Origin of the sequence: Antarcticibacterium flavum, assembly GCF_006159205.1 — a bacterium.
GTDB classification, from domain to species: Bacteria; Bacteroidota; Bacteroidia; order Flavobacteriales; family Flavobacteriaceae; genus Gillisia; species Gillisia flava.
Window position 1 is genome coordinate 1,989,895 of the sequence record NZ_CP040812.1, and the last position, 26,661, is coordinate 2,016,555.

Consider the following 26,661-nt stretch of genomic DNA (forward strand, 5'->3'; position numbering starts at 1 on the left):
TAGGCGCATCCCTATTTTTTAAATGAAACTGAAAAAGGTTTTCGGGTATCTTCTCCAAGCGCCGCATCTACTTTCTCCTTCCCATAAAAACGAGTGATTTCTTCCTTCTCAATTCCGTTTCCCCGTTCATACACTCTACTAATAACTGCCTTACTTTTTTCCTGCCAGTTGATCTTATTAAAATCGGTATCCCAGAATAAGGCCTTTCTTAGTTTTGAAAGATCAGGCGTTTCCTGAACCTGCTTTTCTTTCTCTTTCTGTATATCATAATAGGTCTGTAAAATTGCCATTGCACCCTCTTCCAAACCCAGTTTTTCCTCGATTTTCAGGGCAAGGGCAGTATTAAGATTTCTTTTTCCTTTAGTAATTGCATTTAAGGTTTGCGGATGTTCATTAATAGACAAAGCAAAAGGGCGTTGCTTTAATGAACGCTTATCCAGTTCACGTTTTAAAACTTTCCCAGGGTGTATGCCTTTGTAATTTAAAAAGTTATCCATAACACAAACATAAACAAATTTGTTTATGTTTAAATTATTTTGAAAGCTGGAAAAAACAAACTCTGTTATTAGTCCGAATCAAATTTGGGATTTGTTACCTTTTTAGGTAACTTTGGTATGCGTTAAATGGTAATAAGGATTGGAAGAATTTAATAGGCAGATAGGGTTTTACGAAAATCATTTCAGGGATTTTTACAAAAAACAGTCTCTTGCAGTTCAAAAGAAAATTGACTGGACTCTTTTGCTAATTAAAACTACAAGAATAGTCCCTGAAAAATTTCTTAAACACCTGTCTAATACCGACGGAATTTGGGAAGTACGGATATCCGCCGGAAATGGGATTTTTCGAATCTTCTGTTTCTTTGATGAAGGAAATTTAATAATCCTGTTGAGCGGATTTCAAAAAAAGACACAGAAAACCCCATTAAAGGAAATTAAAAAAGCAGAACGGTTAAAAAAAGAGTACTATGAAAACAGATAAGCGAATCACATCATTTGATGATCATTTGGACGAGCAGTATGGCAAAAGTGGAACAGCATCACGCGAGAAATTCCAGGAAGAATTTGAAACTTTTAAGATAGGGGTATTGATACAGGAGGCCAGAAAGAAACAGCAGATGACACAACAAGAGCTTGCAGATAAAGTTGGAACAACCAAAACCTACATTTCCCGAATTGAAAATAACGCCAGCGATATAAGACTTTCCACACTTATGAGAATAATTCGCGATGGACTTGGGGGAAGTTTAAAATTATCACTGGACGTCTAACTGTTCCTGTTTACCGCTAACCGTTTTCTGTTGAATAATACCGTGGAAGAGTAATTATCATTGCTTCGAGACTATTTTTTTGTTTAACCACGGAGTTTAAAATGAGTTGAAAAAGGAGTTTCACGGAGGTAAAAAATTACGCGGATTTTAGCGGATTACGCGGAAACCTTAAGGTACAGCGATTCCTTTTTTTGTTCCCCCTTTGGGGGCTAGGGGGCTGCCGGGGTGGTCCCGTGGCGGGTTCATATTAACAAGTAATTGATGACAGTCAACCGGGGATTTAAGAACGGAGAAAAATATAATCAGATCAAAGTTCTAATTCCAATCGCGGTCCTGTAGTTTTTTGGTTTTTCCCTGACCCTAAAGGGAACCCAAAAAACTACAGAGAAAGATTTGGGATAAAAAGTCTAGCAAAACAGCCAGGCAGACGCAGCCAGAGAAAACAAGAATCAAGAAATTCCAAAAACCAAATTCCATAATTCGGATTAACGAATTAACCACCCTCAAACGGAAAACAGAAAACGGAAAACGGAAAACGGTAAACGGAAAACCCCGCAGGCCACTAACGACTAAAGACTAACGACTAACGACTAAAATTGAATACTACTCCTAAAAACAACCTCCCCCATATCATCCGGATTTAACCGGTACTGACTCAAAGACTCCTCCCCTATTATGAACAGGTCATCATTGCGAATTATAAGGTCAAAAGCATCCTGTTCTATTCCTCCAATAAGATCTGGCTTTGCAGGGTTGGTGACATCAAAGATACGCACCACCCCAAGGTCTGTTACTAAAAGGTGATTTTGGTATAATCCAAGACCAATTGGCCGGTCCATGGTGATGGTGGCCAGTAATTCCGGCCTCATGAGATCCCGGGTATCATATACTTCCAGCTGATTTATATTTCCTTCGCAAGAGGCATTCGTGTGCAGGGTGACATAGGTATAATCTCCCGAAGAAACTACGGGGTCGCAACTTCGCGCATGCTGCACTTCAGATAGCTGAAGGGGAAATTTAGGATCGGAGATATCAAAGATGAACATTCCCAGCCGGCTTCCCACAAATAGGTAATCATCCAGGGAATAGAGCGTTTCTATATCAAAACCAATATATTTTTCTCCCACAAAAGCAGGCTGTTCGGGATCGATGATATTAAAGATTCGGAGGGATTGATCATCCACCGTGTACAAATAGTCCCCAACAAGAGAGAACCGGGCAAGGGAGCCGCCGCTGCCATCTCCAGAATTGTAACCGGGGGAAATATTGTCTCCACTGCATCCTGCAAGCATCAGTGCTACAGAAAAATAAAAATTACCAATCTTTCTCATGTTGTCTTAGTTTACTAATTCATAGCCGATTACCACCTCATCTTCAGGCACATCAAAAAAAGAAGCATCATACCCATCTGGCGAGCGCAGTTCGGGAAAAACATTCCGTTCCCGGTGTACGATCTTAAGGGAATTGGCATTATAAGTGAAAGCCACCAGGTCTACCGCATGGTGCACATATACGATGTTGTTGCGAATTGCAAGATCTGTAGCAAGGGGAATGTTTAGAAAAGCCCGCGGCACAGGATTTTCGGGATCAGAATTATCGATGATATGGAATCCTTCACTTTTTTCATTTAAATAGATAAGATCGTCTTTTACATAGATCTTTCCGGAGTTTAATACCGGCCGGTCCCCCATAATAGTCATAGTCGCTTCAAAAGAAGAACGCTGCTGTGTAATAGGTTGATACCTGCTCTCCTCAACAAAACCCACATCATCCTGAAGATTCCTCCAACAGGATTGAAGTAGCATCAAAAAAAGCAGTAACAGAAGTAAAAGAGGTTTTTTCATATTAAATGATCTTTTATGAGAGAAATTTTCAATGATTTTTTAAATATATAACAAATCATTCATTTTTTTGTTAATTGTAAAAACATGAGGATATTAAATAGAAATTGAGAATAGAAAAAAGAGAAAAGGGATACGGAAAACAAACTTTTCACGCCGCGACCTAAGGAAATAACCCGGGGTAAGATTAGAGATGTGAGATACCGCACGTCAAATTATTAACTCCTTGAACTCCGTGGTTAAATACGTTTATTTTCGGAAAAAACAAGAATTAATCTCGCCACCTAAATCCACTCAACAAACACCAAACAACAAACGCCGAAGGCCCAAACGATTACCATTCCGCGAAATCCGCTTTAATCCGCGCAATCCAAAAAATTTATATTAAATTTGAATTTCGATCCTTTAACGCCACCATTTCCCGGAACACCCTACTAACCCGGTGTGGCGGTAACGGAAAAATCTTTCGGATATATGAATTGGTACGTGATATACACCAAACCCCGGTGGGAAAAGAGGGTGGCTACCGAATTGGAGGAAACGAATATAGAGTCCTATTGCCCAGTGATCACCGAGGTGCGGCAATGGAGCGACCGCAAGAAAAAAGTGGTGACACCACTCTTTAAATCCTATGTATTCGTAAGACTTACAGAAAAATCCAGACAGGATGTCTTCAAGGCTCCCGGAGTAATACAATTCCTTTATTGGCTGGGTAAACCGGCGATCGTTAAGGATAAAGAAATTGAAACAATCAAAAGCTGGCTCAATAACGACGAAATTGAGATCTTCTCCACAGATCATCTCTCTCCCGGAGACAAGTGATCACCATTGCTGAAGGCGACTTCAAAGGACAGGAAGCGATCATTCAGAAAATAGGTAAAAAACGAATGAGACTTATTCTGAAGTCTATGGGATTTGTGGTGAATGTGAGGTCCTCAGATGTGGTTGATTAGTATTGAGTAGGTAGTATTGAGAATTGAGTAAAAGAGTCTGGAATCTAGAGTCTAGAGACTGGACTTGTGTATTACTAATTTGAAAAATGCCGCTCTTATTTCTTTTTTAAACACGGAGTTTAACAATAAATTAGACTCGAGAAAATGAAAAGCACTCTCGCCCCCAGCCGCTAATGAAACCCTTCTGCTGAAGCTATTTACTAATACTCTGCCTTAGAAATTAGGTGAACTTCCATAAGTTATTGATTGAATATATGATTTTTTCTGTAAAGTCGGCAAGACAAAAAATTCCAGACACCGAATTTTAAATTTTAAAAAATCAAATAAGAGTAACGAAATTACAATCCTCGATGTGAACAAATTAACCAATCCCCAATTAACCCATTAACCGTCCTCAAACGGTAACCCGCAAACGGAAAACACTCCCACTAACGACTTATGGCTATTTCGGTTCGAATTGTGCCAGTGATTTCGGTCGGTTAGTGCCAGGCATTTCGGTTTGATTTGTGCCACTTTTTGGCAGCAATGAAAATCATAACGGTTCAAATTGTGCCAGTCATTTCGGTTTGATTTGTGCCACTTCCGGAATTCAAGGAACCATAACGGTTCGTTTTGTGCCAGTCGTATCGGTTCAATTTGTGCCACTTTGGAAGATCAAGTAATATCTTGTTGCAAAAAATGTAATAAGATATGGCCAACACCCTTGATCCGATGGACTTAAAACAAATTATTACCTTAAAACTGGATGGTTTTAGTAACCGTAAAATCGGTGCTACTCTGGGCATCTCCCGAAACACTGTCAACAGCTACATGAAGCTTTTTAAGGCCAGTGACTATTCTTTTAAAGAACTACTATCCTTTGATAATGTACGCCTGGATGCGCTTTTTCCTTCACTTACCACTATTGATAATGAGCGGCATGATGAACTGATGCTCTACTTTGAAGGGGTCAATAAGGCCCGGAATCATCCTGGTTTTACGTTTTTATACCATTATCAGGAATATGCACAACATGCTTCCCAGCCTTATAGCTACACGCAGTTTATGGAGCATTACCGGCGTAAATATGCTAAGGTCAAAGGTTCTATGAAACTTGAGCACGAAGCAGGTAATGAGATGTACATTGATTATACGGGCAAAAAACTGCATATCGTTGATAAAGACACTGGAGAACTTATTCCCGTAGAAGTATTTATTGCTATCCTTCCTAACAGCCAGTATACTTACGTAGAGGCTAGTCAAAGCCAGAAACGGGAGGATCTTATCACTTCTTGCGGTAATGCATTACATTTTTATGGAGGTGTGCCTAAAGCCATTGTATCAGATAACTTAAAATCTGCAGTGACCAGGGCAAGTAAATATGAGCCGGAGATCAACCGAAGCTTTAAAGACTTTGCCCGCCATTATAACTGTGTGATCAATCCCACCCGCAGCTATGCTCCACAGGATAAAGCTCTGGTGGAGAATGCAGTCCACCTGGTCTATCAACGGATTTATTATCCCTTGCGGGAGATGACCTTCTTCTCCTTAAAAGATCTAAACCGGGAGATAAAACGCCTGCTTGTTACCTATAATAATTTACTGTTCCAGCGAAAGGAAGCCAGCCGCAGGGAACTCTTTCAATCCATAGAGCGGGAATACCTAAAACCCTTGCCTACATCTGCCTATGAGATCAAGGATTATAAACGTGCAAAGGTTCAGAAGATGGGATATGTATACTTCTCTCCAGATAAAAGTTATTATAGCGTTCCTTACCGATACATCGGCAAAAAGACTCTGATCCATTATACAAAAAGTGTGGTAGAGGTTTATTATAACCACGTTCGAATTGCCCTGCATCAGCGAAATCCTGTTAAGGGAACCTACACCACAAATACAGAACACTTAAGTAGCACCCATAAAGGATATACCTCCTGGAGTCCTGAATACTTTAAAAACAAAGCCGCTGCGCATGGGGCTAACGTAGTGAGCTGTGTAGAAAAGATCCTTGCTGACAGTGACTATCCTGAAACAGGTTACAAACGGGTGATGGGGCTTATCATGCTTCACAAGTCCTACAGTTCCCAGAGGCTTGACAATGCGTGTAAAAGAGCTTTGCAGGCAGATGCGGCTTCATACAAGCGGATCAAAAAGATATTAGAAAACAACCTCGACCAAAGCTCCCTCTTTTACCAGGACCTTGAAGAAGATAAGACCCATATTCCATCCCATCAAAACATTAGGGGTGCTGCTGCTTACAAGTAAAACTCATTTAAATCAGAAATATGAATAACAATCAAACTATTGAAAAATTAAAACAAATGCGATTGGGTGCTATGGCCCAGCTACATCATCAGTACGTGAACAACAATCAACTAAACGATATTACTGCCGATGAATACCTGGCACTACTGGCAGACCACGAATGGGAGGATCGCGAGAACCGAAAGATTGACCGTCTTTTTAAACAAGCAAACTTTAGGCAGAAAGCAAGTCTTGCTGAAGTGAACTACACCTCCAGTCGTAATCTGGATAAGAATATGTTTGTACGCCTGGGATCCTTGGACTTTATAAGCAGAAGAGAAAATGTTATTCTCACCGGTGCCTCCGGTGTTGGTAAAAGCTATTTAGCCCAGGCATTAGGGCATCAGGCTTGCCTTATGGGATATAAAACTGTATACTCCAATACAGCTCGCCTCTTTAAGAAATTTAAACTTAGTAAAGTTGATGGAACCTATCTTAAAGAACTCAACAAACTACTTAAAGCAGATCTACTCATCCTTGATGACTTTGGACTTCAGGCCTTCGATAATCACGCAAGAGAGACCTTAATGGATATTATAGATGACCGCTACAATGTATCCGGCCCACCAACTGCATCTTTTAACTTAGCATGATTTTATTTACAGGATGCTCTTTTTGGTAAATTTGATTTATCCTTGCTGTAATTTCTTGTAATTCTGCGGGTACAGATTCCGGATGTCTTTATGGTTGATGGACATAATATTCTCCAGGGTGTACTTGAGCCATTCATATGGGTTTACCTCGTGTTTTTTGCAGATCGCAAAGAAGGAGTACATTATTGCACCACGTTGAGCTGCATCATCAGAACCTGCAAACAGGTAGTTTTTTCGGCCTAGTGCCAGTTTTCTAATGGCATTTTCAATAAGGTTGTTATCTATTTCCAGGATTCCATCATAGAGGTAAGCGCTGAGCTGATCCCAGCGATCCATGGAATATCGGAAGGCTTTTCCGATAGGACTCTTGGGAAGAATCAACTGATGCTTCATCTGTTGGAACATCCATTTGGCAAATTCATTAATAATGGGTAATGCATTTTCCAGGCGCAGGGATTTACGCTGTTCCGGGCTTAAGTTGTGTTCTCGCGCTTGAGCTTCCACCGCGTAGAGTTTTTGGATGAAGCTCAGGGCTATTTCGGCACGTTCCCTGTCATTATCCTTTGCTTTATCAAATTCTCTTCTGGCATGGGCCCAGCAGTTCAGGTGGGTAACCCCCTCCCGCTTGCCAATCTTGTCATAGGCAGCATAGCCATCACTTTGGAGGTAGCCTTTAAAATCAGCCAGTACATGGTCGGCAGCCTCTCGGCTTCGTCCCCGGTGATAATCAAAGAGTACGCTTCCATCCATAGGGTTATGGTACACCCAATAGTAGCCCTGGTGGGTGGTGCCTTTTTTATTCTTGTCGATTACTTTTATCGGGGACTCATCCGCCTGGAGGTACCCCATTGACCTGGTGTCCTCCAATAGATGTTGATAAAGGATATCTAATATTTTAAGACTTTGCCTGGTCCAGCCTTCTAAAGTGGAAGAGGCAATGGGGATATCTGCTCTTTTAAAGCGTTGCAGTTGCCGGTAAAGCGGGAGATGATCCTCATACTTATCGACCAGAATGGAAGCCAGGAGTCCGGCTCCCGGAATGCCTTTTTCAATCACCCGCTCGGGCAATTCTCCAATGATTACTCCTTCTTTATTTTTAGGAGCATACTTATAGCGGATGTAACGTTTGATGTAGTATTTAGCTGGCTCGTATTCCAGCTCATTGGTCACTTCCTTGCCGATACAGATCATATCGGTGATATCTTCCTGGGGATAGATTTCAATTTCTTCTACCGGAAGATGCTCAGGCAGGGCCATTCGCCCTTTATGGACGGAAGTTCTTTTGCGACGCTCATAGCTGAGCTTCTCTTTTAACTCGGCTTCTTGTTTTTCCGCTTTTTCCGGCTCCATCTCAAAGGGAAGACTCATCTGGTTTTTATCCCCTTCGAAGCGTTCCCTTTTTTGACCAAAAGCCAGGCGCTTATAATAAGCTAATTGGAATTTAAGATCGATATTTTCTTTTTCTGCTTTCGCCCTTCTCTCAGTCTCCTTATCAAGGAGTGCCAAAAGCTCATCTTTAGTAAGATTTTCTATGGGTTTTTGCATGGGTTAAAGATACGAAAACCACACTTTTAAACCTATTGTCAACCCTTGTTTTTACTGGGTTTTTGTTACTTTTTTATCTGGGATACCTCAGTTTCTGATGGGCTTTTTTTACCTGCAGGCCTTCCACCATAAGCACCAGTTCTGACCAGGTCATACCATGGTTATTTCCTTTAAAAACCGGCGGGGTAAAACTGCCCTGTTCCAAGCGTTTGTAGTACAATACAAAACCCCCGGCTTCCCAGTGCAGGAGTTTAAGGTGCGTGCGGTTACGGTTCAAAAAAATAAACACATCGCCACTGGTTGGTTCCCTGCCAAGTTCATTTTTTACCAGTCCGCTCAGGCCATTAAAAGATTTTCGCATATCACAGGCTTTGGGATAAAAGTGATATTTATGGAACGAGCTTAGGGCAAACATTAATAAAGCCTGAGAAGTTTACTGATCAGTGGAAGTTGTGAGACCTCAAGTATTAGCCGGATCCCATTAGGATAAATAAGTTCCAGGTTTCCATCCTTAACAGTGTTAGGACTGATAACTATAAATCCTCCACTCCCGGGTGATTCATTGCGGGCTTTCTTTTTTTTCCAGTAATAAAATGTGGAGAGTACCAACCCTTTAGTTTCACAAAATTCTCTCCCGTTTAGAGAACCACTTTCAAATTCATCGATCAAGGCAAACATTTCTTGTTCTTTACTCATTTTATTTGTTTTTGAGCAAAGCTATATTCAGGCTAGGTTTTTAGCAATATGCACTTTGTGGGGTGGATACGCTACAATAAAACATCTACTATACTATCCTCTCAAATACCGGTATCTGCATGGTATGATATTATCGGGGAAGGAACTATTGCCGATGCGATCCTGGACAGAATTGTAAATTCCTCTCACAGGATAGATCTCAAAGGAGAATCATTAAGAAAAGGAGTTTTAAAAAACGAGTAACATTAATTTTTTATATAATTGCAGTATCTTTCAAAGTGGCACTGTTTGAACCGAAATCAGTGGCACGGTCACTCCGAAATAGCCAACTTATTCGGATCCTGGAAAGACTTCCCTCAAACAGGCGTAGCTATAATGGCCAAACAGAAAAATAGAATCGATCCCATTTCGCTGTTCCCTGCAAACATTTGAAATGCATCTTAAAGAACATTTGAAAATAAAATGGATGCCGGTAAATGAATTACGCAAGTTGGATTGGGCTGAAGCGGATGTTACAATTGTAGAGTATTATATAAATAACAAGTGAAATTTTCTTAAAAATTTTATTGGAAAATATCTTATCCTGGTTTAACTATTTTATGAAAGGTTCCACCCCCGATTTAGCATTTGAAATTGCCAGATCCGATCGCTTTTCAATTAAATAAAATTTAAGGTGCTCAGCCCAAGCTTTGGATAATAAAGGTGGAACTGCATTTCCAACTTGAACGTAAAAATTTCTTTGTGTTTTAGATACTAGGTGAAAATCATCAGGAAAGGACTGAAACCTTAAACCCTCTCTAATCGTAATCATTCTATTATCTTCATAATGTATATTACAGCCAATATTTGGTCTATTAAAATGTGTGTTTAATGTATAACTAGGTTTATTAGGATCAAGTCTACCATACGTAGTAGTCCTACCTCCAGTACTCTTGAAATACATTATTCTTTTAGTAGAAACCTTATCAGGCACATCCATATAATTACCACCAGGTTTGACATGCTTCATTATTTCTTTATCAGTAGGACTAGAGTAGGGTATCTTATGCAAGGTAGTTCTATTTGTATTTTCTCGCATAAGTGATTGATATTCACATAATGGACTATTTCTATATTTTACATTTCCATTTTCAGAGGGAGATTCTAAATCAGAAATAGCTTCAAAGGAGGTAATCCAAGGTTTTTTATCCTTTACACTATCGAAATGAGTTTGTGGAGGTGCCGTTATGTCGACACCAATTCTGTTTCCAATTATAAATACTCTTTTCCTTTTTTGTGGCACACCATAATCTGCAGCGTTTAATGTGTGAATATTAATATGATAGCCAATATGTTCAAATGCATTTTTTAGATTATCTATAACTTTAGTACCATCAGGAGTCTTTGAAGATTTTATACCTGTCACATTCTCAAATAAAAAAATCTTTGGTTGAATCTTATTCACTACATCTAAATACGAATAGACTAATGCAGATCTATTATCATTTGGATCCCTTTTACCTATCCCTGAAAATCCTTGACAGGGAGGACCACCAATTATCAGATCAGCAGGCGGAATTGATTTCAAATCAATTTTAGTTATATCTTCATTTACAATATGGTTCCCGACATTTAATTTATATGTATCACAAGCATCTTTTAAAATGTCATTCGCCCAAATAATATTATAACCTGCTTGCTTAAATCCTAAATCTAAACCACCGCAACCTGAAAATAAACCTACAATTTTTATTTTATTTTTTTTCATAATTTTCTATCTTCTACTAACTCTGCTAAAAAGAGTTCGAAAAAATCAGCTAATTCACCACTTGAGCTAAAACCTAAATTATCCCTCAAGAAAATTATTTTCGCAATTTCTTCATCTAAAATTCTTCTAGGCGTTGCTAATCCTTCATCTCCACTTGTAGAAATATTTTGTTCATTAAGATTTTCAAAGGCAGTTACTGCCGAAATTATTTCAGTTCTGCTTAATTGTTTTAAATCTGGCACTTTGAATTGGTCAATATGAAAACCCTCCAGCTTTCTTAATCCTTCTTGATTATTAGAGTGAATTTCAAATTGTATTTGGCCAAAACAAGAATTTAAGAATGCAACTATAAATTTCATTTGACTGCTTGAAGAAAGTGAAGAGTCAGCATTTCCATTTTCAAAACCTCTTAAATAAAAGAAATTAGTAGTTAAAACCACTGGATTGTTAAAAGGATTATAATAACATGTATGTTTAGTTCTCTCTGCTCTAGGAATCAAAATGTCAAATGAAACTTTATTCCTATAAGCTGTATTTACTATTCTTTTCCATTTACCTGCGTCTATTGCATTTTGGATGTTGAAAACAGCATTTAGAGAAGTGTCACTTTGATTAATAGCATCTAATCCGTTATTTGTATTATCATCATATCGACTTGGAAAATGTATAGCAGGCTCTGACTCTAAATCTTCTTGGTCTAAAATTAATTTTCTGGCACTTCTACTATTTTTAATACCAAAACCTTTATTCGAAGAGTTTATTTCGGAAAATGGTATTTTTTTAAAATCGGGAAAAATTATTTTAGAGCCTCCATAATTTTCGGCACCCCCTCGTTTCTTAATTTTAAAAAAAGTATCCAAAGGCTCTAAAAAGGAAAGAGAATCTAGATTGTGAAATTTATCCTCAGGATCAATTAAATACAACTTCCAATTTTCTGAAGAATCTATGTCTCTATTCGTCTCTTTAATTGTGTAATCTGAAGTTATCACCGTGCCAGAATTCGAAGAAAGAATTGATTTAATGTCATTTGGACGAGATAACAAATCAGAGTCTAATATTCGCAAAAACTTTATTTTACTAGGTGGCTGTTTATTAAGAATTGTAATTACAGTGGTGACTTTAAACTCTTCAAAATAATTTCTAGGATATAATATAATGGCCTCAACCTTATCTGATATAAATTCTTTTAAGTGCTCTCCCTCCTCGTTATTTAAAAATTTCGCCATTAATATTAATCCTGCCCTTCCCTTATCATTCAAAAAATGCAACGCATAATTTACGAAGTAAAAATATAAATTCGGTTGCGAAGCGAGAGTAACAAAGTTTGGCTGCCCATTATTCCTTATTGCGCTATTCATTAAGGTTTTGTCCGCAATTGTAATAGGGGCTTCCGGATTATCATTTCTCAAAAAAGGAGGATTCATTAATAAAACATCAAATCCTGATTTTTCAGGATTATCAAAAGTATTACCCGTAAGGATGTTAGCATTGGTACTGTTATTAACCCCAGATAAATTTTTAGAAACTAATCTAAATGTTGCCAATTGAGCCAAAAATGGATCGACTTCCGTACCTCTAATTTGACTTAATAGTTCATTATGACTTTTCGTTATTCCACTAGAAAGATTAAGTATATTAATATAATCATATGCTGCATCTAATAAAGCACCATCCCCCGAGCAAGGATCAATTACCAAAGAATTTTCATTTTCAATTGTCAAAGTTGCAAGTAATATTGACAATTCTGTATCTGACATTATTTTACCCTTCTTGTGCAGAGTTTCTTTATCATAAACTTTTGAAGTTAAAAGATTAAAAATATATTCCGGTAATGGATTGTCTGAGACTGCTTGGGTGCCAAAATTATTCAGTGTTTGGATTGTGTTTATGAAGTATCGTTTAATAGGTTCAGTAAAGTTTTCAGGAAATATTCTGTCAGTTGAATTTGGATGGTTGGAAAAAATTTGTTTAAAATCTAATTGTAAAACTCTATTGTAATTATTTGATAGCCTATTTTTAAAAGCTTGTAAGCTTTCGTCCGCAACAGGAAGACTTCTGAAATAACTTTGATTGGTGTTATTTGTTTGGTTATAATAATCTTTTAAATAAGTAAAAGCTAGTAAACGGAATAGTTCGTATAAGGTAAGTTCTGCAGACAATTCCTTATTATGCATTAACCCGGCGCTAACACTCTTGTAATTTTGAAAAAATGAATCTATGATGGGCCCCCAATTATTTTCCCATTCAGGTTGAACTCTGTTATAAATTATTGGTAAAATTTGTTCTAAAGTGGCCTGAAACTCTCTTATTGTGTGAGTAGCGTCACGAGTTTGGGGGTTGAAAGGTAAATGTGATTTTGGATTATCCTTTAAGATGCAATTTGAGATTGGTCCTTGCCTATCTGCAAATAAAATCAATTCTTCAATATTAGTCAGGCAAAAATATTTCGGATAATTTGGTTCCCAAAAAGGAGAAAAATCTGAAACATATGACCTTGCTTGATTTTGAAATCTTTGTGAAGTAATATCACGAGCAGTTTTTTTTACTTCCATAACAAAGATATATCTGTTGGAAGCTTTTAATTTGATTGCAAAGTCAGGAACTATAGTGCTATTAGGAATTGCTGGGTGATGAATTACTTCTAACAGAGAATTGTAACCACAGTTTGAAATAGCATCATTTATTGCTTTCTTGACAACTGGATGAAAACCTGTAACTTCATCTGAGTTGTACCAGAGATTTACCATATTAATTATAATATTCTTTTAATTCCTTTTTCAAGTCATTTAGCGAAAATGAGGAATTATATTGTTCGTTATATTCATTGAGCAATAAATTATCAATTTGCTCAATTATTTGTTGTTGTTCATTTTGATATCTATTTACTGATAACAATTTTTCTCCTAGTTCATTTAATTTAGCAGAGGTTTGATTAGACAAATTTTTGACATCTACAACTTTAACTTCTTTGAATTCATAAAGCTGAATTTTCCTTAAACCATTGCCTTGACTTCTTGAGTTACTTAAAACATTTAGTCTTGTAAAGGTTGAGTTTAATATTGCTAAATATACCAATTCGGAACTTGGAATACTAAGATTATAAAAATTATCAGAAGACAAACATTTATTAGGATTTAGAATAAAGTCTACATTGTTTCTGAGATAATAATTAAAAATAAAATTCCCACTGGATTTTGTTTTTATTTTAAACCAATTTTTTCCAGATAATATTTTATTTTTTACTGCTTTGTATTTATCTGGCGGCGAATTAAGTATCTTATTTCTTATTACATCTAAATACTCTTTAGTATTGCAGGAAGTTGTATCACTAACTGCTAGAACATACGCATTTCCTTGATAAACAGAATAGGTTTTTATTTGAGAAATATCTTTAATAATTGGCTTTAATTCAGGTAAAATATTATTGGTAAATATAAAATGCTGGTTGATTATAGCAGATGTTCCTCGTTGGATTGGTTGAGAAACGATGGATTTAAGTGTTTTAAATAGAGGCAATTTAAAATCTATTGCACTTTCATTATTAAAAGAATGTGTCAATAATTCATGTTGTTTAAATCTTTGGCAATGAAAATTTAAGTCATTATAGCTCCTCAAATCATTTAAATCTTTTAGAGAGTGATAAGAGAAAGATTTACTCTTATTTTTATCCTTTACGAATTTAATTACGGTAGCTCCAACATCAACATTTTCAAAAGCACTTTTTTTAAAATGGTAAATGCTTTGCAAAGATCCTAATTTTAAAAACGAGTCTTTTAAAAAATTCCCAAAACTACTATAAAGCCAACTATCATAAATTACAGCAACCATTTCCCCATTATCTTTCAAGTGGACAATTGATTTCAACAGAAAATAGATATATAAGTTAGACTGAGAGGGTACTGCTGTCAAACCTGCTAAAAAGTTGTTTTTAATATTTCTCTTTGAGTTAACTCCATTCCGCAATAACTCCTGTCTTACATATGGTGGGTTCTGTATGATTAAATCGAATTTTTCGGAAATTGGTAAATCAAAAAAACTACCTTGAATTAATGTTCTTTTTGAACCACTAAAAAAACTTTCAATTTCATCATTAATTAAATTTTTATCAATTTCAATTCCTTTAAGATTACAATTGGCTAAATCTAGCGGTAAAGCCTTGAAAAAAGTATTTGGACCAATGCAAGGATCAAGGATGGAACAGTTTATCTCTTTATTTTTCTTGAACAAACTTACCATAAACTTAGCCAAGATAGGAGAAGTGAATACTTGACCTAAATTTTCATCTGGCGCTGGTGTCTCTGATTTTGTTTTAAAGTCGTTCGAAAAAAACAGCTCAAGTTGTTCCTCAAAGGATTTAACAACATCATCATTTATATATGGCTTAGAAATTGTATTAAACATTTTTACCAGTTTGATATTTAATTTGCTCTTCAGCTACTTTTAAAGCATTTAGACCTTCTTTCTCATTTTTGATAATATCATAAATTTTAGTCGCAATCCAAAGCGCTTCTAATTCCTCATAGGAATAATTAAAAGTTTTACTTATCGTTTTCAAATGAGCGCGTCTGAGAACTTTTTGATCACTCTCAACCTTACTTAAATATCCATCTCCAATTTCAAGAATAGCCGCAAGTTGTCTTTGTAGCATCCCTGACGATTCTCTTAATATTTTAATTTTTTGCCCAAGTGTCATTTTACTAAAAATAGACTTGTCTTAATATGGTCAAATATAGTTTTATTTATTTCAAATTTCTCTTTTTACTCAAAAATATTATCTTCTTTACTTGATTGTCCTACACATAGTTTTATTGTCTCACCAACAAATTCCTTGAAGGTAACTCATATGGCAATATTATTTTCCTTCTCAAGAGTCCTTGCAATGGCATAATAAAGAAGTCTTCTTACTTTAAGGCAAAAAAATATGAATACAATAAACCAAATTGAAGTCAAATATCTAAGGCCTTCCAGAACAATTGAAAAACTTGAAATATCTAAGGATCTAAAAAGATCTATATGTTTTGTTTACAATCACGAGGGTAATCACTTCAGGTTATTTGACAATGAAATGGCTTTAAACTTATTTCTTAAACAAGGAAGCGAGCCAAAAATAACTTTTGATTCTGAGGAAGAATTGGACAAATTTCTTCTATACCAATATTCATCTTTTTAAATTTCCATTAACCACATCTCAAATTTTCCTGGTAACTTTCCTTAAAAAGCAACCATGAAAACTTCAGCAAACAACATCAAATTTGAATACCTACATCGGGATGAAGGGAACTATAAGATCTTCGGAGAACTAATTTTCAGAAATGAACAAAACCATACAATCGAGGAGGTAACCAGGAAGTTACAAAGCAACCTCATCGATCAGGAATATTTCTACCCACTTTCAGCTAAAGTCCCATTATTTCCGGAGCATAAAAGCATAGTTCAGGATTTTACAGATTGGTATGAATTCCGGCAATTTTCCTTCACAAAAGAAGCACCTTCAGCTAAACGATCCATAGAAGAATTCCTGAACGAGTTCTCCACTTAATCTTTTTTCTCTGTTCTCTTCTCTCTTCTCTCTATTCTTCAGCTTAAAAAAATTTCAGAAAATCCCTATCTTACCGCCTCATTATCAAATTCAAAATTTTAATTTATGACAAAGCCCCTACAGCTGCTCCTGGCATTTTTACTGCTGGGAACCGGCATTAGCTTCGGCCAGGATACTATTGCCAAAAAAGACAGCCTGGCCACCAAGGAATTACCCCTGGAACCTGAAAGAAAGATATCCCTCACCACCAACGAGGGCACCTGGATCTCTGTAGACGTGAGCCCAGATGGGAAGAACATCATCTTTGATATGATGGGGAACCTTTACCGTATGCCCCTCACCGGCGGGAAGGCCGAGAATATTACCAGCGGGATGGCCTATGACGTGCACCCGCGCTACAGCCCCAACGGGAAGGAGATCGTTTTTATTTCAGACAGGAGCGGGGCAGACAATATCTGGCTTATGGACCTCGAGACCAAAGAGACCACCCAGATCACAGAAGATGATAACCAGAACTACTTTTCTGCCAGCTGGTCGCCAGATGGGGAATATATCGTAGGAGCCAAGGGCCGCCGCAATATCAAACTGCACCTCTACCACCGCGAGGGCGGCAAGGGCGCGCAGCTGCTTGATAAGCCAGATAATCTCAAGGCCATAGACCCCGCCTTTAGCCACGACGGGAAGAGCATTTACTATTCAAAACGCAGCGGTGCGTGGAATTACAACGCGCAGCTCCCGCAGTACCAAATTGGCAGCTATGATATGGAGACGGGGGAGACTACAGATGTTACTGCCCGCTACGGCAGTGCTTTCACCCCTGTGCTGTCCCCCAATGGAAAATGGCTTGTCTACGGTACCCGCTTTGAGGACCAAACCGGGCTGGTAAGGCGCGAGCTCGCCACCGGCCGCGAGGAGTGGCTGGCATATCCCATACAGCGCGATGACCAGGAGTCTATCGCTTCCCTTGGCGTGCTGCCGGCGATGTCCTTTACGCCCAACAGCGATCATCTTATCACTTATTACGGCGGAAAGATCCACAAGATCAATGTGGAGACAAAACAAGCTTCAGAAATTCCTTTTGAGGTAGACCTGGACCTGCACATGGGGCCCGAGGTTATTTTCAAATATCCCATCAAGGATGATCCCACTGCCCGGGTGACGCAAATAAGGAATGCCGTGCCGTCTCCGGATGGTTCCAAACTGGCGTTCACGGCCCTTAACAGGTTGTACGTGATGGATTTTCCAAACGGGGAACCCCGCAGGCTTACAAAGCACGATTTTACCGAGGCTCACCCCGCCTGGTCGCCAGATGGGAGCCGCATTGTTTTCACCACCTGGCAGGAAGAGGGCGGGCATCTTTACAGCGTGAATGCCAACGGCCGCAATTTGAAGAGGCTCACCTCCCAGAGCGCCATCTACTCCCAGCCCGCGTATTCCTATAACAGTGACAGGATCGCGTTCCTGAGGGGTACTGCTGAAACGTATCGCAATTCCTTTAGCGGCTTTGGCTCCCGCAGCCGTGAAGATCTCGCGTGGATCCCTGCGGAAGGTGGGGAGGTCACCATTATTGAGCGGTACAAAGGCAGGACGAATCCGCACTTCACGAAGGTGGACGATCGCGTTTATCTGAATGATGACGAAAAACTGATCTCTATCCGCTGGGATGGGACCGATGAAAAAGAGCTGCTGAAGGTAAAGGGGATCACCCCCTTCGGAAGTTCTGTCCACGACCACGATCACGACCACGCCGCCCTGACGCAGCAGAACGGGGCTGAAAATGATAAAGCCTCGAAGCCATCTATTATCCTGATCTCTCCCGATGGGAAGAAGGCGCTGGCAAAGATCAACAACGATATTTATTCGGTAACCATTCCAAGATTCGGAAAAACGCCGGAGATCTCTGTTGCCAATGTAGATAAAGCCGCTTTCCCCGCATCACAGGTGACTGAAATTGGAGGGGAATTCCCGGCCTGGAGCGGTAACTCCAAAAATGCCCACTGGTCCCTTGGTGCCAGCCATTTCGTTTACGACCTGGCAGCAGCAAAAGTGCACAATGACAGCCTGAAAGCAGCCAAAAAACTGAAAGCCGAAGCTGAAGGGAAAGATGCTTCAGATGATGAGGAGGAAGGCGATGAAGATGAGAAAGAGAACGGGGATGAGGAAGAAGATTCAGAAGAAGAGGAGATCACCCCAAAAGATGAGGATAGTTTCAAGGCTGATGAGTTTGAGATAAACATCACCTACCAGAGAGCCCTTCCGCAGGGAGCAGCTGTCATAAAGAACGCCCGCATCCTTACGATGAAGGGAGACGAGATCATCCAGAATGGGGATATTCTCATCAAGAACAACCGGATTGAAGCCGTGGGACCTGCCGGAAGCCTGGACGTGCCCCGCGGTGCGACTGAGATCGACGCATCTGGTAAGACCGTGATGCCGGGCTTCATTGATACCCACGCGCACTTACGACCTAATGCTGAGATCCATAAGAACCAGGTTTGGATGTATGCCGCCAACCTCGCCTATGGGGTCACCACCACCCGAGACCCGCAAACCGGAACCACAGATGTGCTTACGTATGCAGATATGGTGGAAGCCGGGATGCTGGCAGGACCGCGAATCTACAGCACAGGACCGGGTCTTGGATACTGGGGTTATAAGCTGAAGGATCTTGACCACACCAGGCGGGTCCTGAAACAATACAGTAAATACTACGACACCAAGAGCATTAAGATGTACCTGGTAGGAAACAGGCAAATGCGCCAGTGGGTGATCCAGGCCAGTAAAGAACTCGAACTAATGCCAACCACAGAGGGCGGACTCGATTTCAAACTGAATATGACTCAGTTACTCGACGGCTATCCCGGGCACGAGCATTCCTTTCCGGTGTATCCCGTTTACAAAGACGTGATCCAGACTGTTGCCGAATCTAAAATGGCGGTAACCCCTACCCTGCTCGTTTCCTATGGCGGGCCGTGGGCAGAGGAATATTACTACGCTACAGAGCAGCCTTACAACGATCAAAAGCTACAGCGCTTCACCCCTTACGAGGAACTGGCGAGAAAATCCAGAAGACGCGGCGCCTGGTTCATGGAAGAGGAACACGTTTTCCAAAAACATGCTGCGATGATGAAAGACCTAATCGACGCCAACGGACTTGTAGGTGTGGGTAGTCACGGTCAGCTACAGGGCTTGGGTTACCACTGGGAGCTCTGGGCCCTTCAAAGCGGCGGAATGGATGAGCACACCGCCCTGCGCGCCGCCACCATCCTGGGAGCAGAATCCCTTGGCCTCGACGGCGACCTGGGAACGGTAGAAGCCGGAAAACTGGCAGATCTTGTGATCCTGGATGGGAATCCGCTGGAGAACATCCGCAACAGCAACACCGTTCGCTACGTCATCAAAGACGGAAGGATCTACAACGCCGAAAGCCTCGACGAGCTCCACCCCGAAAAGAAACCGGCCAAAGAATCTAATTGGCAAACCGTGCAGCCGGAGAATTTGCCGGGGATACGGGAGTAGTACTGTTTTAGAATGATTTGAAAAACCCGGCGAGTGTGTCGGGTTTTTTGTTTGTTGGAGGTGGAAGGGTTGTAAGTTGTAGGTTGTAGGTTGTAGGTTGAAAAAAAATGTTGTCGGTTGTGGGTTGTCGGTTGTCGGTTGAAAAAGTTGTAGGTTGTAGGTTGTAGGTTGAAAAAAAATGTTGTCGGTTGTGGGTTGTCGGTTGTCGGTTGAAAAAGTTGTAGGTTGTAGGTTGAAAAAAAATGTTGTCGGTTGTGGGTTGTCGGTTGTCGGTTTTTGTGTTGTGGTGGCGAGATTAATCCGCATTTTCTTGAGGCTAATTTTAACTTGATCCCGTAGTGCGAAGTTGTAATAGGATTGCTTTTTTTTGCTTTGTAGGGCAAAATATACCCGATAGAAAAATTTCCCGGCCTACGAAAGTTTATCGTAAAATTTGAAATGAAAGGGGCGTTAAGAATTTTAGGCTGTTTGAGCGATACGGATTATTCTCGCCAGAATGAATATTCCCGCGAGTTCCTAAAATTTAGCAACCGAATGAAAAATTTAGATAAGCTTTCGTAAGCCTAGACTTTTTTGCTTCTTTTTCTTGCAACCGACGACCAGAGGGAGAGGATTGCAGCAAAAAAGAAGGAACGGTCCTATGAAGGGAGAATTGACTAGACGGTGGAAAAATGGTCATTGGGCAGAAAAAGTGGAGAGTGGAAAGTGGAGAAAGGACAGTCAGGGCGGGTTATTCGTTATAGGTAGTAGGTTGTAGGTTAAAAAAATGTTGTCGGTTATCTGTTGTCGGTTGTCGGTTTTTGTGTTGTGGTGGCGAGATTAATCCGCATTTTCTTGAGGCTCATTTTAACTTGATCCCGTAGTGTGAAGTTGTAAAAGGGTTGCTTTTTTTTTGCTTTGTAGGACAAAATATACTCGATAGAAAAATTTCCCGGCCTACGAAAGCTTATCGTAAAATTTGAAATGAGAGGGGCGTTAAGAATTTTAGGCTGTTTGAGCGAAACGGATTATTCTCGCCAGAATGAATATTCCCGCGAGTTCCTAAAATTTAGCCACCGAATGAAAAATTTAGAGAGGCTTTCGTAAGCCTAGACTTTTTTGCTTCTTTTTCTTGCAACCGACGACCAGAGGGAGAGGATTGCAGCAAAAAAGAAGGAACGGTCCTATGAATTGAGAATTGACTAGACGGTGGAAAAATGGTCAAGAAAGTGGAGAGTGGAAAGTGGGGAGTGGATAGTCAGGACGTGTTATTCGTTATAGGTAGTAGGTTGTAGGTTAAAAAAATGTTGTCGGTTATCTGTTTTCGGTTGTCGGTTTTTGCTTTGAGGTGGCGAGATTAATCCGCATTTTTTTGAGGCTCATTTTAACTTGATCCCGTAGTGTGAAGTTGTAAAAGGATTGCTTTTTCTTGCTTTGTAGGACAAAATATACTCGATAGAAAAATTTCCCGGCCTACGAAAGCTTATCGTAAAATTTGAAATGAGTGGGGCGTTAAGAATTTTTGGCTGTTTGAGCGAAACGGATTATTCTCGCCAGAAGTTATATTCCCGCGAGTTCCTAAAATTTAGCCACCGAATGAAAAATTTAGAGAAGCTTTCGTAAGCCTAGACTTTTTTGCTTCTTTTTCTTGCAACCGACGACCAGAGGGAGAGGATTGCAGCAAAAAAGAAGGAACGGTCCTATGAAGGGAGAATTGACTAAACGGTTGAAAAATGGTCAAGAAAGTGGAGAGTGGAAAGTGGGGAGTGGATAGTCAGGACGTGTTATTTGTGGTCGGTTGTCTGGTGTCAGCTGTCGGTTAAAAAAAGTGGCCAGAGAGCATAGCCCCCCTTCACTTGTCATCCTGAACGTAGTGAAGGATCCCTACGGTCGGTGCAGCAGGAAGGGATAGTTGCAGGTACAAAACACAGGACACGCTCCTCCTTAAACTGGCAAACTCGCTTCTCCTTCCGCACGAGTTTAGAAATAAGCGGGACGAAAACTCTCCGCCAGAGATCCTTCCTCGGCCGAAAAAGGCCTCCTCAGGATGACAAACAGTAGGGGCGACTTCCTCCTGAGTTAAATCCCAATTCAGTTCGAACAAACCTCACAGGTTTTTTTTAACCTGTGAGGTTTTCTTAGAAAGACCAAATTATTCGCATCCTTAATTGGACAGGAATATGAGGATGGTTAAAATGTAAATAAAGATTTGGACGATAACGTTAGGAGGTGCGAACATATTTTTCCAAACCACCCCGTCCCCGCTATGGCGCCCCCTCCCAATCCCTATCAGGATTGAAAAAAAGGAGGGGAGCCAGTAAAAGGACCTGACAGGCTGCTAGAATCAAGGCCGCTGCAGGACGAAAAATATTGTCTGTTTTACTCACGAATATAACCAGAAAAGGCCTCTTATTTTTGACCTTCGGTAGGTTTTTTGTCCCGTTAGGGACCACATATGGGTAGAAAAAAGATGGATTAAAAACCCTGTGCCTTTAGGTACGGCATATAAGATCCCCGGTTTATATGCTGTACCTACGGCACAGATAGACTCCGGGATAATTTTTTCTACCAATAGATAGTCCCTACGGGACACAAAAAAAAGAATATTAGAAATCTATATACTACACCAGGTAATTTTTTGCACGAGTCTAAGGATAAAATCAAGAGGAGAATCCCTGTCTTCAAAACGGCCGGATCATTTATATTTTTCGCCTAAATGTTCAGAGTACTCCTTTTATTTAGGTGTAATGTCAGTTTTGCTTTCATTCCAAAACTATAATAGGAGATTCGCCCAGATGTATATATAGTCAGCTTATTTTCTCCAATTTTTGAACTCTTCCTTTAATTGTTCCCGGGTGATAAAATTTCCATTTTTATAATCCTCTTCAGCCGAAGCAATTTCAATTCCCAACTCCATTATAGTCAATGCCCTTCCATCAACAGTAAAAATTTCTAAATCATCTCTATCTTCAGCTTCCATATCTCAGCGATTTGATTAAAGATAAAAACTTCCATCTTCGCTTTATTCTCCTTGCCTTAAAAAATTATCCCTCGGAAGAAATTTCGCTTAATATGCGAAATTGAACTAATTTGATTCCATTACCAGCTTTTGGTATTTTTACTATAACACTATTCACCATGGGAAAGAACACATCCATATCACCGGGAGAACATTCTGAAGTATTAATTAAAGCTCTGGAAATTGGAGAAAAAAGCGGATTTGTTGATGATTTCGATGCCAAAGAAAATTTAGCTTATTTACATCGCAAGCACCTATAGCACCAAAAAAGACCTGCTGCGGGATCCCATCCATCTGTTCAGGCGGAGCATTAAGTAATCCCCGGTTGACAATTCTGAAATGAAATCATATTCTGAACCCGCCAAGAGCCCACCCCGCCCTACGGGCACCCCTCCGTAGGAGGGGAAGCGTTAAAACCAATCCGCGTATTCCGCGTAATCCTTTTACTCCGTGTAACTCTGTACCTAACTCCTTTTAACTCCGTGGTTAATTAAAAATAGCCTCGAAAAAATGAAAATTATTCCCCAAGGAAAAGCCAACAGAAAACAGAAAACGGTAAACAGAAAACGGTAAACACCAAACAACAAACGCCGCAGGCCATCTTCTAACGACTAAAGACTAACGACTACCGACTACTTTCAGTTCCCATCCACTTATCCCAAAACGTAAAATAAAGCCCATAGTTGGTATTAAACTCGGAATGATGATGATGGTGATGTGTGGCACCGATGAATAGTTTCCCGACTTTACTATTCATAAATGCCGGGGGATAGATCTCAATGTCCAGGTGGTTCACTACACTGCTTATGGTCATAATAATCAAATAAAATCCCAGCACATAAATATTCACCGGAATAAAAACAAGAATAAGCGGAAGGATAAGCGCCTCCAGGATCGATTCCCACCAGTGGAAGGAAAAGGCGGTCCAGGGAGTGGGCGCCAGGCTGTCGTGGTGCACCTTATGCACTTTCCTGAAAACTTTGGGATTGTGCATCCACCTGTGAACCCAGTAGTAATAAGTCTCGTGCAGCAGCAGAATGATGACGAGACTTACAGGGAGGTACCAGTAGGGATATTGGGCTGCATCCAGATAAATAGCGGTATATCCTTGTTGCCACAACCAGAAAGTAACGGCACCAAAGGCCGCGAAGACCAAAGAGGATTTTATGCTCCAAAGGATCTCCTTCCTCACCTGCCCTTTTCTGAGTTTCCGTTTACTAAGCCGCAGGTTTTTGTATTTACCAGCATTCCAAACGTAATAATACCCATAGAACACCCCCGCCGCCACAAAATACCGCAGCAGGATCGCGATGAAAAAGATGGCGATGAAGATTAAAAAGGTGGAGGCCGATGTTATTCCGTGGATCATACAGTTTTCTAAACTGAAAATGAAGTTAAGAAAAAAAGTTGTCAGTTGTGGGTTGAAAAAGTTGTAGGTTGTAGGTTCGAAAAGGTTGTAGGTTGTAGGTTGTAGGTTGTAGGTTAAAAAAAGTTGTCGGTTGTCGGTTGTCGGTTGTCTGTTGAAAAAAAAGTGGACAAGCCCCCTAACCCTCAAAGGGGGAATAAAAATCCACTATGTATACTTTTCAGTGTAATCCGTTAAAATCAGCGAAATCCCTTTTTTCCGTAATCCTTTTAACTCCGTGAAACTCCTTTTTAAACTCCCTATAACTCCGTGGCTAAATAAAAATTAGCCTCGAGAAAATGAAAAGCCCCCTGGCCCCAAAGGGGGAACAAAAAAATCACTATTTATACTTTTCCGCGTAATCCGCTAAAATCCACGTAATCCATTTGCCTCCGTGAAACTCCTTTTTAAACTCCTTAAACTCTGTGGTTAAATAAAAATTAGCCTCGAAAAAATGAGCCTTAACCTCCCAGTAAAAAACCAACAGAAAACAGAAAACAGTAAACGAATGAAAACAGTAAACAGTAAACGGAAAACAACAACAAACCCCGAACACCAAACAACAAACGCCGCAGGCCATCCCATCTAACGACTAAAGACTAAAGACTAAAGACTAATCCCTCGTAAACGGCACGAACCTCACCGGCATAAGCTCCCGGGTCCTTATTTTTCCATTTGCACGTTTCTCAATAAGTTGCAGGTTTTGCACCGTTCCCCTGGCACCTACCGGGATGACCATTCTGCCGCCTTCCTTTAGTTGCTCCACCAACCGGGGCGGAATTTCTTCCGGGGCGGCAGTGACGATGATAGCATCAAATGGAGCATGTTCCTCCCAGCCATGATAGCCGTCACCTACTTTAAAGTGAATATTATTATAGCCCATATCTTTTAGATCTCCCTGTACCCGGCGGGCTAGTTCTTCCACAATTTCAATGGTATATACCTCATCAACGATCTCTGCCAGCACCGCTGCCTGATATCCACTGCCGGTTCCAATCTCCAGCACCTTCATATCTGGTTTTGGCATTATAGCTTCTGTCATAAAGGCTACCATAAAGGGTTGCGAAATAGTTTGCCCCCCTCCTATTGGCAGCGGACCGTCCCGATAGGCATTTTTTTTCATATCTTCGGGCACCAGTTTATGCCGCTCTACTTTGCGCATGGCATCCAAAGTGGCTTGATCTTTTATTCCACGCGCCTCCAGCTGCCTCTTCACCATTTGTTCCCGCTGTTGCTGGAATCCATCCTGAACAGTTTCGGGAATTATGATGAAGAGGATTAATCCAAGTAAAATTATTCCTGTTTTCATGATTTCGTAATTAATTGGATGCTAGTATAATATATGAAATAAAGTGGAGAATGGAAAGTCTGGACGCAGCCCCCTAACCCCAAAGGGGGAACAAAAAAATCGTTGTGCCTCAAGGTCGCTGTGTAATCCTTTTTCCTCCGTCCAACTCCTATTTAAATCTACTTTAAAAAGTCTGTGGTTAAATAAAATTTGCATCGAGAAAATGAGAAACAGTCTCCAAATCAAAGCCCCAACGGAAAACAGAAAACGGTAAACGCCAAACTGCTGGCTTCTGCGTAATCCGCTAAAATCCATAATCCAGTTGCCTCCGTGAAACTCCTTTTTCAACTCCCTTTAAACTCTGTGGTTAAATTACAAATAACCTCGAAAAAATGAAAAACCCCCTAACCCCAAAGGGGGAACAAAAAAATCGTTGTGCCTCAAGGTCGCTGTGTAATCCTTTTTCCTCCGTCCAACTCCTATTTAAATCTACTTTAAAAAGTCTGTGGTTAAATAAAATTTGCATCGAGAAAATGAGAAACAGTCTCCAAATCAAAGCCCCAACGGAAAACAGAAAACGGTAAACGCCAAACTGCTGGCTTCTGCGTAATCCGCTAAAATCCATAATCCAGTTGCCTCCGTGAAACTCCTTTTTCAACTCCCTTTAAACTCTGTGGTTAAATAACAAATAACCTCGAAAAAATGAAAAGCCCCCTAACCCCAAAGGGGGAACAAAAAAATAACTATTTATACTTTTCCGCGTAATCTGCTAAAATCCATAATCCAGTTGCCTCCGTGAAACTCCTTTTTAAACTCCCTTTAAACTCTGTGGTTAAATAACAAATAACCTCGAAAAAATAAGACTTAACCACCCCAGTAAAAAACCAACAGAAAACGGTAAACAGTAAACGGAAAACAACAACAAACCCCAAACCCCAACCAACAAACGCCGCAGGCAACTCCGTGGTTAAGTAAAAATAACCTCGA

22 protein-coding genes and 2 pseudogenes are annotated in these 26,661 nt (G+C 40.1%); 11 read left to right on the top strand and 13 right to left on the bottom strand.

Annotated features, from left to right (window positions below; genetic code table 11):
• Positions 1–11: 11 nt before the first annotated feature.
• Positions 12–497, bottom strand: coding sequence for a helix-turn-helix transcriptional regulator (locus FHG64_RS08310; protein ID WP_139065963.1), 486 nt, complete (start codon positions 495–497; stop codon positions 12–14).
• 139 nt (positions 498–636) lie between these two features.
• On the opposite strand from FHG64_RS08310, the gene FHG64_RS08315 reads away from it, so the two are divergent.
• The gene (locus FHG64_RS08315; RefSeq protein WP_139065964.1) at positions 637–978 is read left to right on the top strand and encodes a type II toxin-antitoxin system RelE/ParE family toxin; all 342 of its coding nucleotides are present in this window, start codon (positions 637–639) and stop codon (positions 976–978) included.
• Positions 965–1,267 (top strand): helix-turn-helix domain-containing protein, encoded by a 303-nt coding sequence (locus FHG64_RS08320; protein ID WP_139065965.1) that lies wholly within the window; start codon positions 965–967, stop codon positions 1,265–1,267. The genes FHG64_RS08315 and FHG64_RS08320 overlap by 14 nt, the downstream gene beginning before the upstream one ends.
• 590 nt (positions 1,268–1,857) lie before the next feature.
• Here the strand turns inward: FHG64_RS08320 and FHG64_RS08325 are convergent.
• Together FHG64_RS08325 and FHG64_RS08330 are read right to left on the bottom strand one after the other, a co-directional pair.
• The gene (locus FHG64_RS08325) at positions 1,858–2,598 is read right to left on the bottom strand and encodes an LVIVD repeat-containing protein (protein ID WP_139065966.1); all 741 of its coding nucleotides are present in this window, start codon (positions 2,596–2,598) and stop codon (positions 1,858–1,860) included.
• 6 nt (positions 2,599–2,604) lie between these two features.
• Entirely contained in the window at positions 2,605–3,111 is a 507-nt protein-coding gene (locus FHG64_RS08330) for a hypothetical protein (RefSeq protein WP_139065967.1), read from the bottom strand.
• 471 nt (positions 3,112–3,582) lie between these two features.
• Here FHG64_RS08330 and FHG64_RS08335 point away from each other — a divergent pair, with 471 nt between their 5' ends.
• From FHG64_RS08335 to FHG64_RS08345, 4 genes and pseudogenes are all read left to right on the top strand, one after another.
• The gene (locus FHG64_RS08335) at positions 3,583–3,930 is read left to right on the top strand and encodes a UpxY family transcription antiterminator (protein ID WP_317133595.1); all 348 of its coding nucleotides are present in this window, start codon (positions 3,583–3,585) and stop codon (positions 3,928–3,930) included.
• The gene (locus FHG64_RS19885) at positions 3,927–4,061 is read left to right on the top strand and encodes a hypothetical protein (RefSeq protein ID WP_317133596.1); all 135 of its coding nucleotides are present in this window, start codon (positions 3,927–3,929) and stop codon (positions 4,059–4,061) included. Before FHG64_RS08335 ends, FHG64_RS19885 begins: the two co-directional genes overlap by 4 nt.
• Positions 4,062–4,751: 690 nt before the next feature.
• Positions 4,752–6,305 carry an IS21 family transposase gene (gene istA, locus FHG64_RS08340; protein WP_139065968.1) on the top strand — a complete coding sequence of 518 codons (1,554 nt, stop codon included), beginning with the start codon at positions 4,752–4,754 and terminating at the stop codon, positions 6,303–6,305.
• A 20-nt stretch (positions 6,306–6,325) separates the two neighbouring features.
• Positions 6,326–6,898: pseudogene (locus FHG64_RS08345) on the top strand (ATP-binding protein); the annotation flags it as partial.
• Between the two features lie 75 nt (positions 6,899–6,973).
• On the opposite strand, the gene tnpC reads toward FHG64_RS08345, so the two are convergent.
• The 3 genes from tnpC to tnpA all read right to left on the bottom strand — a co-directional run bounded on the left by tnpC (position 6,974) and on the right by tnpA (position 9,178).
• Positions 6,974–8,482, bottom strand: coding sequence for an IS66 family transposase (gene tnpC / locus FHG64_RS08350; RefSeq protein WP_139065970.1), 1,509 nt, complete (start codon positions 8,480–8,482; stop codon positions 6,974–6,976).
• Positions 8,483–8,555: 73 nt separating this feature from the next.
• Positions 8,556–8,897 carry an IS66 family insertion sequence element accessory protein TnpB gene (gene tnpB / locus FHG64_RS08355; RefSeq protein WP_139065971.1) on the bottom strand — a complete coding sequence of 114 codons (342 nt, stop codon included), beginning with the start codon at positions 8,895–8,897 and terminating at the stop codon, positions 8,556–8,558.
• Positions 8,897–9,178 carry an IS66 family insertion sequence element accessory protein TnpA gene (gene tnpA, locus FHG64_RS08360; RefSeq protein ID WP_139065972.1) on the bottom strand — a complete coding sequence of 94 codons (282 nt, stop codon included), beginning with the start codon at positions 9,176–9,178 and terminating at the stop codon, positions 8,897–8,899. The genes tnpB and tnpA overlap by 1 nt, the downstream gene beginning before the upstream one ends.
• A 69-nt stretch (positions 9,179–9,247) precedes the next feature.
• Between tnpA and FHG64_RS08365 the strand changes: the two are divergent.
• Positions 9,248–9,421 (top strand): annotated as a pseudogene (locus FHG64_RS08365) (ATP-binding protein); the annotation flags it as partial.
• A gap of 349 nt (positions 9,422–9,770) precedes the next feature.
• On the opposite strand, the gene FHG64_RS08370 reads toward FHG64_RS08365, so the two are convergent.
• Genes FHG64_RS08370 through FHG64_RS08385 form a run of 4 tightly spaced genes read right to left on the bottom strand, consistent with a single transcriptional unit; the run spans position 9,771 to position 15,618 of the window.
• Entirely contained in the window at positions 9,771–10,925 is a 1,155-nt protein-coding gene (locus tag FHG64_RS08370) for a DNA cytosine methyltransferase (RefSeq protein ID WP_139065973.1), read from the bottom strand.
• A complete protein-coding gene (locus FHG64_RS08375) occupies positions 10,922–13,672 on the bottom strand; it encodes a BpuSI family type II restriction endonuclease (protein WP_139065974.1) in 2,751 nt (916 codons plus the stop codon). The genes FHG64_RS08370 and FHG64_RS08375 overlap by 4 nt, the downstream gene beginning before the upstream one ends.
• Position 13,673: 1 nt before the next feature.
• The gene (locus FHG64_RS08380; RefSeq protein ID WP_139065975.1) at positions 13,674–15,326 is read right to left on the bottom strand and encodes an Eco57I restriction-modification methylase domain-containing protein; all 1,653 of its coding nucleotides are present in this window, start codon (positions 15,324–15,326) and stop codon (positions 13,674–13,676) included.
• Positions 15,319–15,618 (bottom strand): helix-turn-helix domain-containing protein, encoded by a 300-nt coding sequence (locus FHG64_RS08385; RefSeq protein WP_139065976.1) that lies wholly within the window; start codon positions 15,616–15,618, stop codon positions 15,319–15,321. The genes FHG64_RS08380 and FHG64_RS08385 overlap by 8 nt, the downstream gene beginning before the upstream one ends.
• A gap of 228 nt (positions 15,619–15,846) precedes the next feature.
• On the opposite strand from FHG64_RS08385, the gene FHG64_RS08390 reads away from it, so the two are divergent.
• The 3 genes from FHG64_RS08390 (at position 15,847) to FHG64_RS08400 (ending at position 19,983) form a co-directional block, all read left to right on the top strand.
• Positions 15,847–16,095: a hypothetical protein gene (locus FHG64_RS08390; RefSeq protein WP_139065977.1), complete on the top strand. Its 249-nt coding sequence runs from the start codon at positions 15,847–15,849 to the stop codon at positions 16,093–16,095.
• A 54-nt stretch (positions 16,096–16,149) separates the two neighbouring features.
• A complete protein-coding gene (locus FHG64_RS08395; protein ID WP_139065978.1) occupies positions 16,150–16,464 on the top strand; it encodes a hypothetical protein in 315 nt (104 codons plus the stop codon).
• A gap of 105 nt (positions 16,465–16,569) precedes the next feature.
• Positions 16,570–19,983, top strand: coding sequence for an amidohydrolase family protein (locus tag FHG64_RS08400; protein ID WP_139065979.1), 3,414 nt, complete (start codon positions 16,570–16,572; stop codon positions 19,981–19,983).
• A 2,791-nt stretch (positions 19,984–22,774) separates the two neighbouring features.
• Here FHG64_RS08400 and FHG64_RS19170 read toward each other — a convergent pair.
• Positions 22,775–22,942 (bottom strand): hypothetical protein, encoded by a 168-nt coding sequence (locus FHG64_RS19170; protein WP_168191337.1) that lies wholly within the window; start codon positions 22,940–22,942, stop codon positions 22,775–22,777.
• Positions 22,943–23,100: 158 nt separating this feature from the next.
• On the opposite strand from FHG64_RS19170, the gene FHG64_RS19175 reads away from it, so the two are divergent.
• Positions 23,101–23,241 carry a hypothetical protein gene (locus FHG64_RS19175; protein ID WP_168191338.1) on the top strand — a complete coding sequence of 47 codons (141 nt, stop codon included), beginning with the start codon at positions 23,101–23,103 and terminating at the stop codon, positions 23,239–23,241.
• Between the two features lie 365 nt (positions 23,242–23,606).
• On the opposite strand, the gene FHG64_RS08410 is transcribed toward FHG64_RS19175, so the two are convergent.
• Both FHG64_RS08410 and FHG64_RS08415 read right to left on the bottom strand, forming a co-directional pair.
• On the bottom strand, positions 23,607–24,350 hold the full coding sequence (locus FHG64_RS08410; protein ID WP_139065980.1) for a sterol desaturase family protein: 744 nt from the start codon (positions 24,348–24,350) through the stop codon (positions 23,607–23,609).
• A 649-nt stretch (positions 24,351–24,999) separates the two neighbouring features.
• Positions 25,000–25,695, bottom strand: a complete 696-nt coding sequence (locus FHG64_RS08415) for a protein-L-isoaspartate(D-aspartate) O-methyltransferase (protein ID WP_139065981.1) — start codon at positions 25,693–25,695, stop codon at positions 25,000–25,002.
• Positions 25,696–26,661: the final 966 nt, after the last annotated feature.

Excerpts from the sequence above, each read along its gene's own strand:
- FHG64_RS08400 (WP_139065979.1), top strand. The coding sequence starts at position 16,570 with ATGACAAAGCCCCTACAGCTGCTCCTGGCATTTTTACTGCTGGGAACC.
- FHG64_RS08385 (WP_139065976.1), bottom strand. The coding sequence starts at position 15,618 with ATGACACTTGGGCAAAAAATTAAAATATTAAGAGAATCGTCAGGGATG.
- tnpC (WP_139065970.1), bottom strand. The coding sequence starts at position 8,482 with ATGCAAAAACCCATAGAAAATCTTACTAAAGATGAGCTTTTGGCACTC.
- FHG64_RS08375 (WP_139065974.1), bottom strand. The coding sequence starts at position 13,672 with ATGGTAAATCTCTGGTACAACTCAGATGAAGTTACAGGTTTTCATCCA.
- FHG64_RS08390 (WP_139065977.1), top strand. The coding sequence starts at position 15,847 with ATGAATACAATAAACCAAATTGAAGTCAAATATCTAAGGCCTTCCAGA.
- FHG64_RS08335 (WP_317133595.1), top strand. The coding sequence starts at position 3,583 with ATGAATTGGTACGTGATATACACCAAACCCCGGTGGGAAAAGAGGGTG.
- FHG64_RS08310 (WP_139065963.1), bottom strand. The coding sequence starts at position 497 with ATGGATAACTTTTTAAATTACAAAGGCATACACCCTGGGAAAGTTTTA.
- FHG64_RS08320 (WP_139065965.1), top strand. The coding sequence starts at position 965 with ATGAAAACAGATAAGCGAATCACATCATTTGATGATCATTTGGACGAG.
- FHG64_RS08395 (WP_139065978.1), top strand. The coding sequence starts at position 16,150 with ATGAAAACTTCAGCAAACAACATCAAATTTGAATACCTACATCGGGAT.
- FHG64_RS19170 (WP_168191337.1), bottom strand. The coding sequence starts at position 22,942 with ATGGAAGCTGAAGATAGAGATGATTTAGAAATTTTTACTGTTGATGGA.
- FHG64_RS08380 (WP_139065975.1), bottom strand. The coding sequence starts at position 15,326 with ATGTTTAATACAATTTCTAAGCCATATATAAATGATGATGTTGTTAAA.
- FHG64_RS08330 (WP_139065967.1), bottom strand. The coding sequence starts at position 3,111 with ATGAAAAAACCTCTTTTACTTCTGTTACTGCTTTTTTTGATGCTACTT.
- FHG64_RS08415 (WP_139065981.1), bottom strand. The coding sequence starts at position 25,695 with ATGAAAACAGGAATAATTTTACTTGGATTAATCCTCTTCATCATAATT.
- istA (WP_139065968.1), top strand. The coding sequence starts at position 4,752 with ATGGCCAACACCCTTGATCCGATGGACTTAAAACAAATTATTACCTTA.
- FHG64_RS08410 (WP_139065980.1), bottom strand. The coding sequence starts at position 24,350 with ATGATCCACGGAATAACATCGGCCTCCACCTTTTTAATCTTCATCGCC.
- tnpB (WP_139065971.1), bottom strand. The coding sequence starts at position 8,897 with ATGTTTGCCCTAAGCTCGTTCCATAAATATCACTTTTATCCCAAAGCC.
- FHG64_RS08370 (WP_139065973.1), bottom strand. The coding sequence starts at position 10,925 with ATGAAAAAAAATAAAATAAAAATTGTAGGTTTATTTTCAGGTTGCGGT.
- FHG64_RS19175 (WP_168191338.1), top strand. The coding sequence starts at position 23,101 with ATGGGAAAGAACACATCCATATCACCGGGAGAACATTCTGAAGTATTA.
- tnpA (WP_139065972.1), bottom strand. The coding sequence starts at position 9,178 with ATGAGTAAAGAACAAGAAATGTTTGCCTTGATCGATGAATTTGAAAGT.
- FHG64_RS08325 (WP_139065966.1), bottom strand. The coding sequence starts at position 2,598 with ATGAGAAAGATTGGTAATTTTTATTTTTCTGTAGCACTGATGCTTGCA.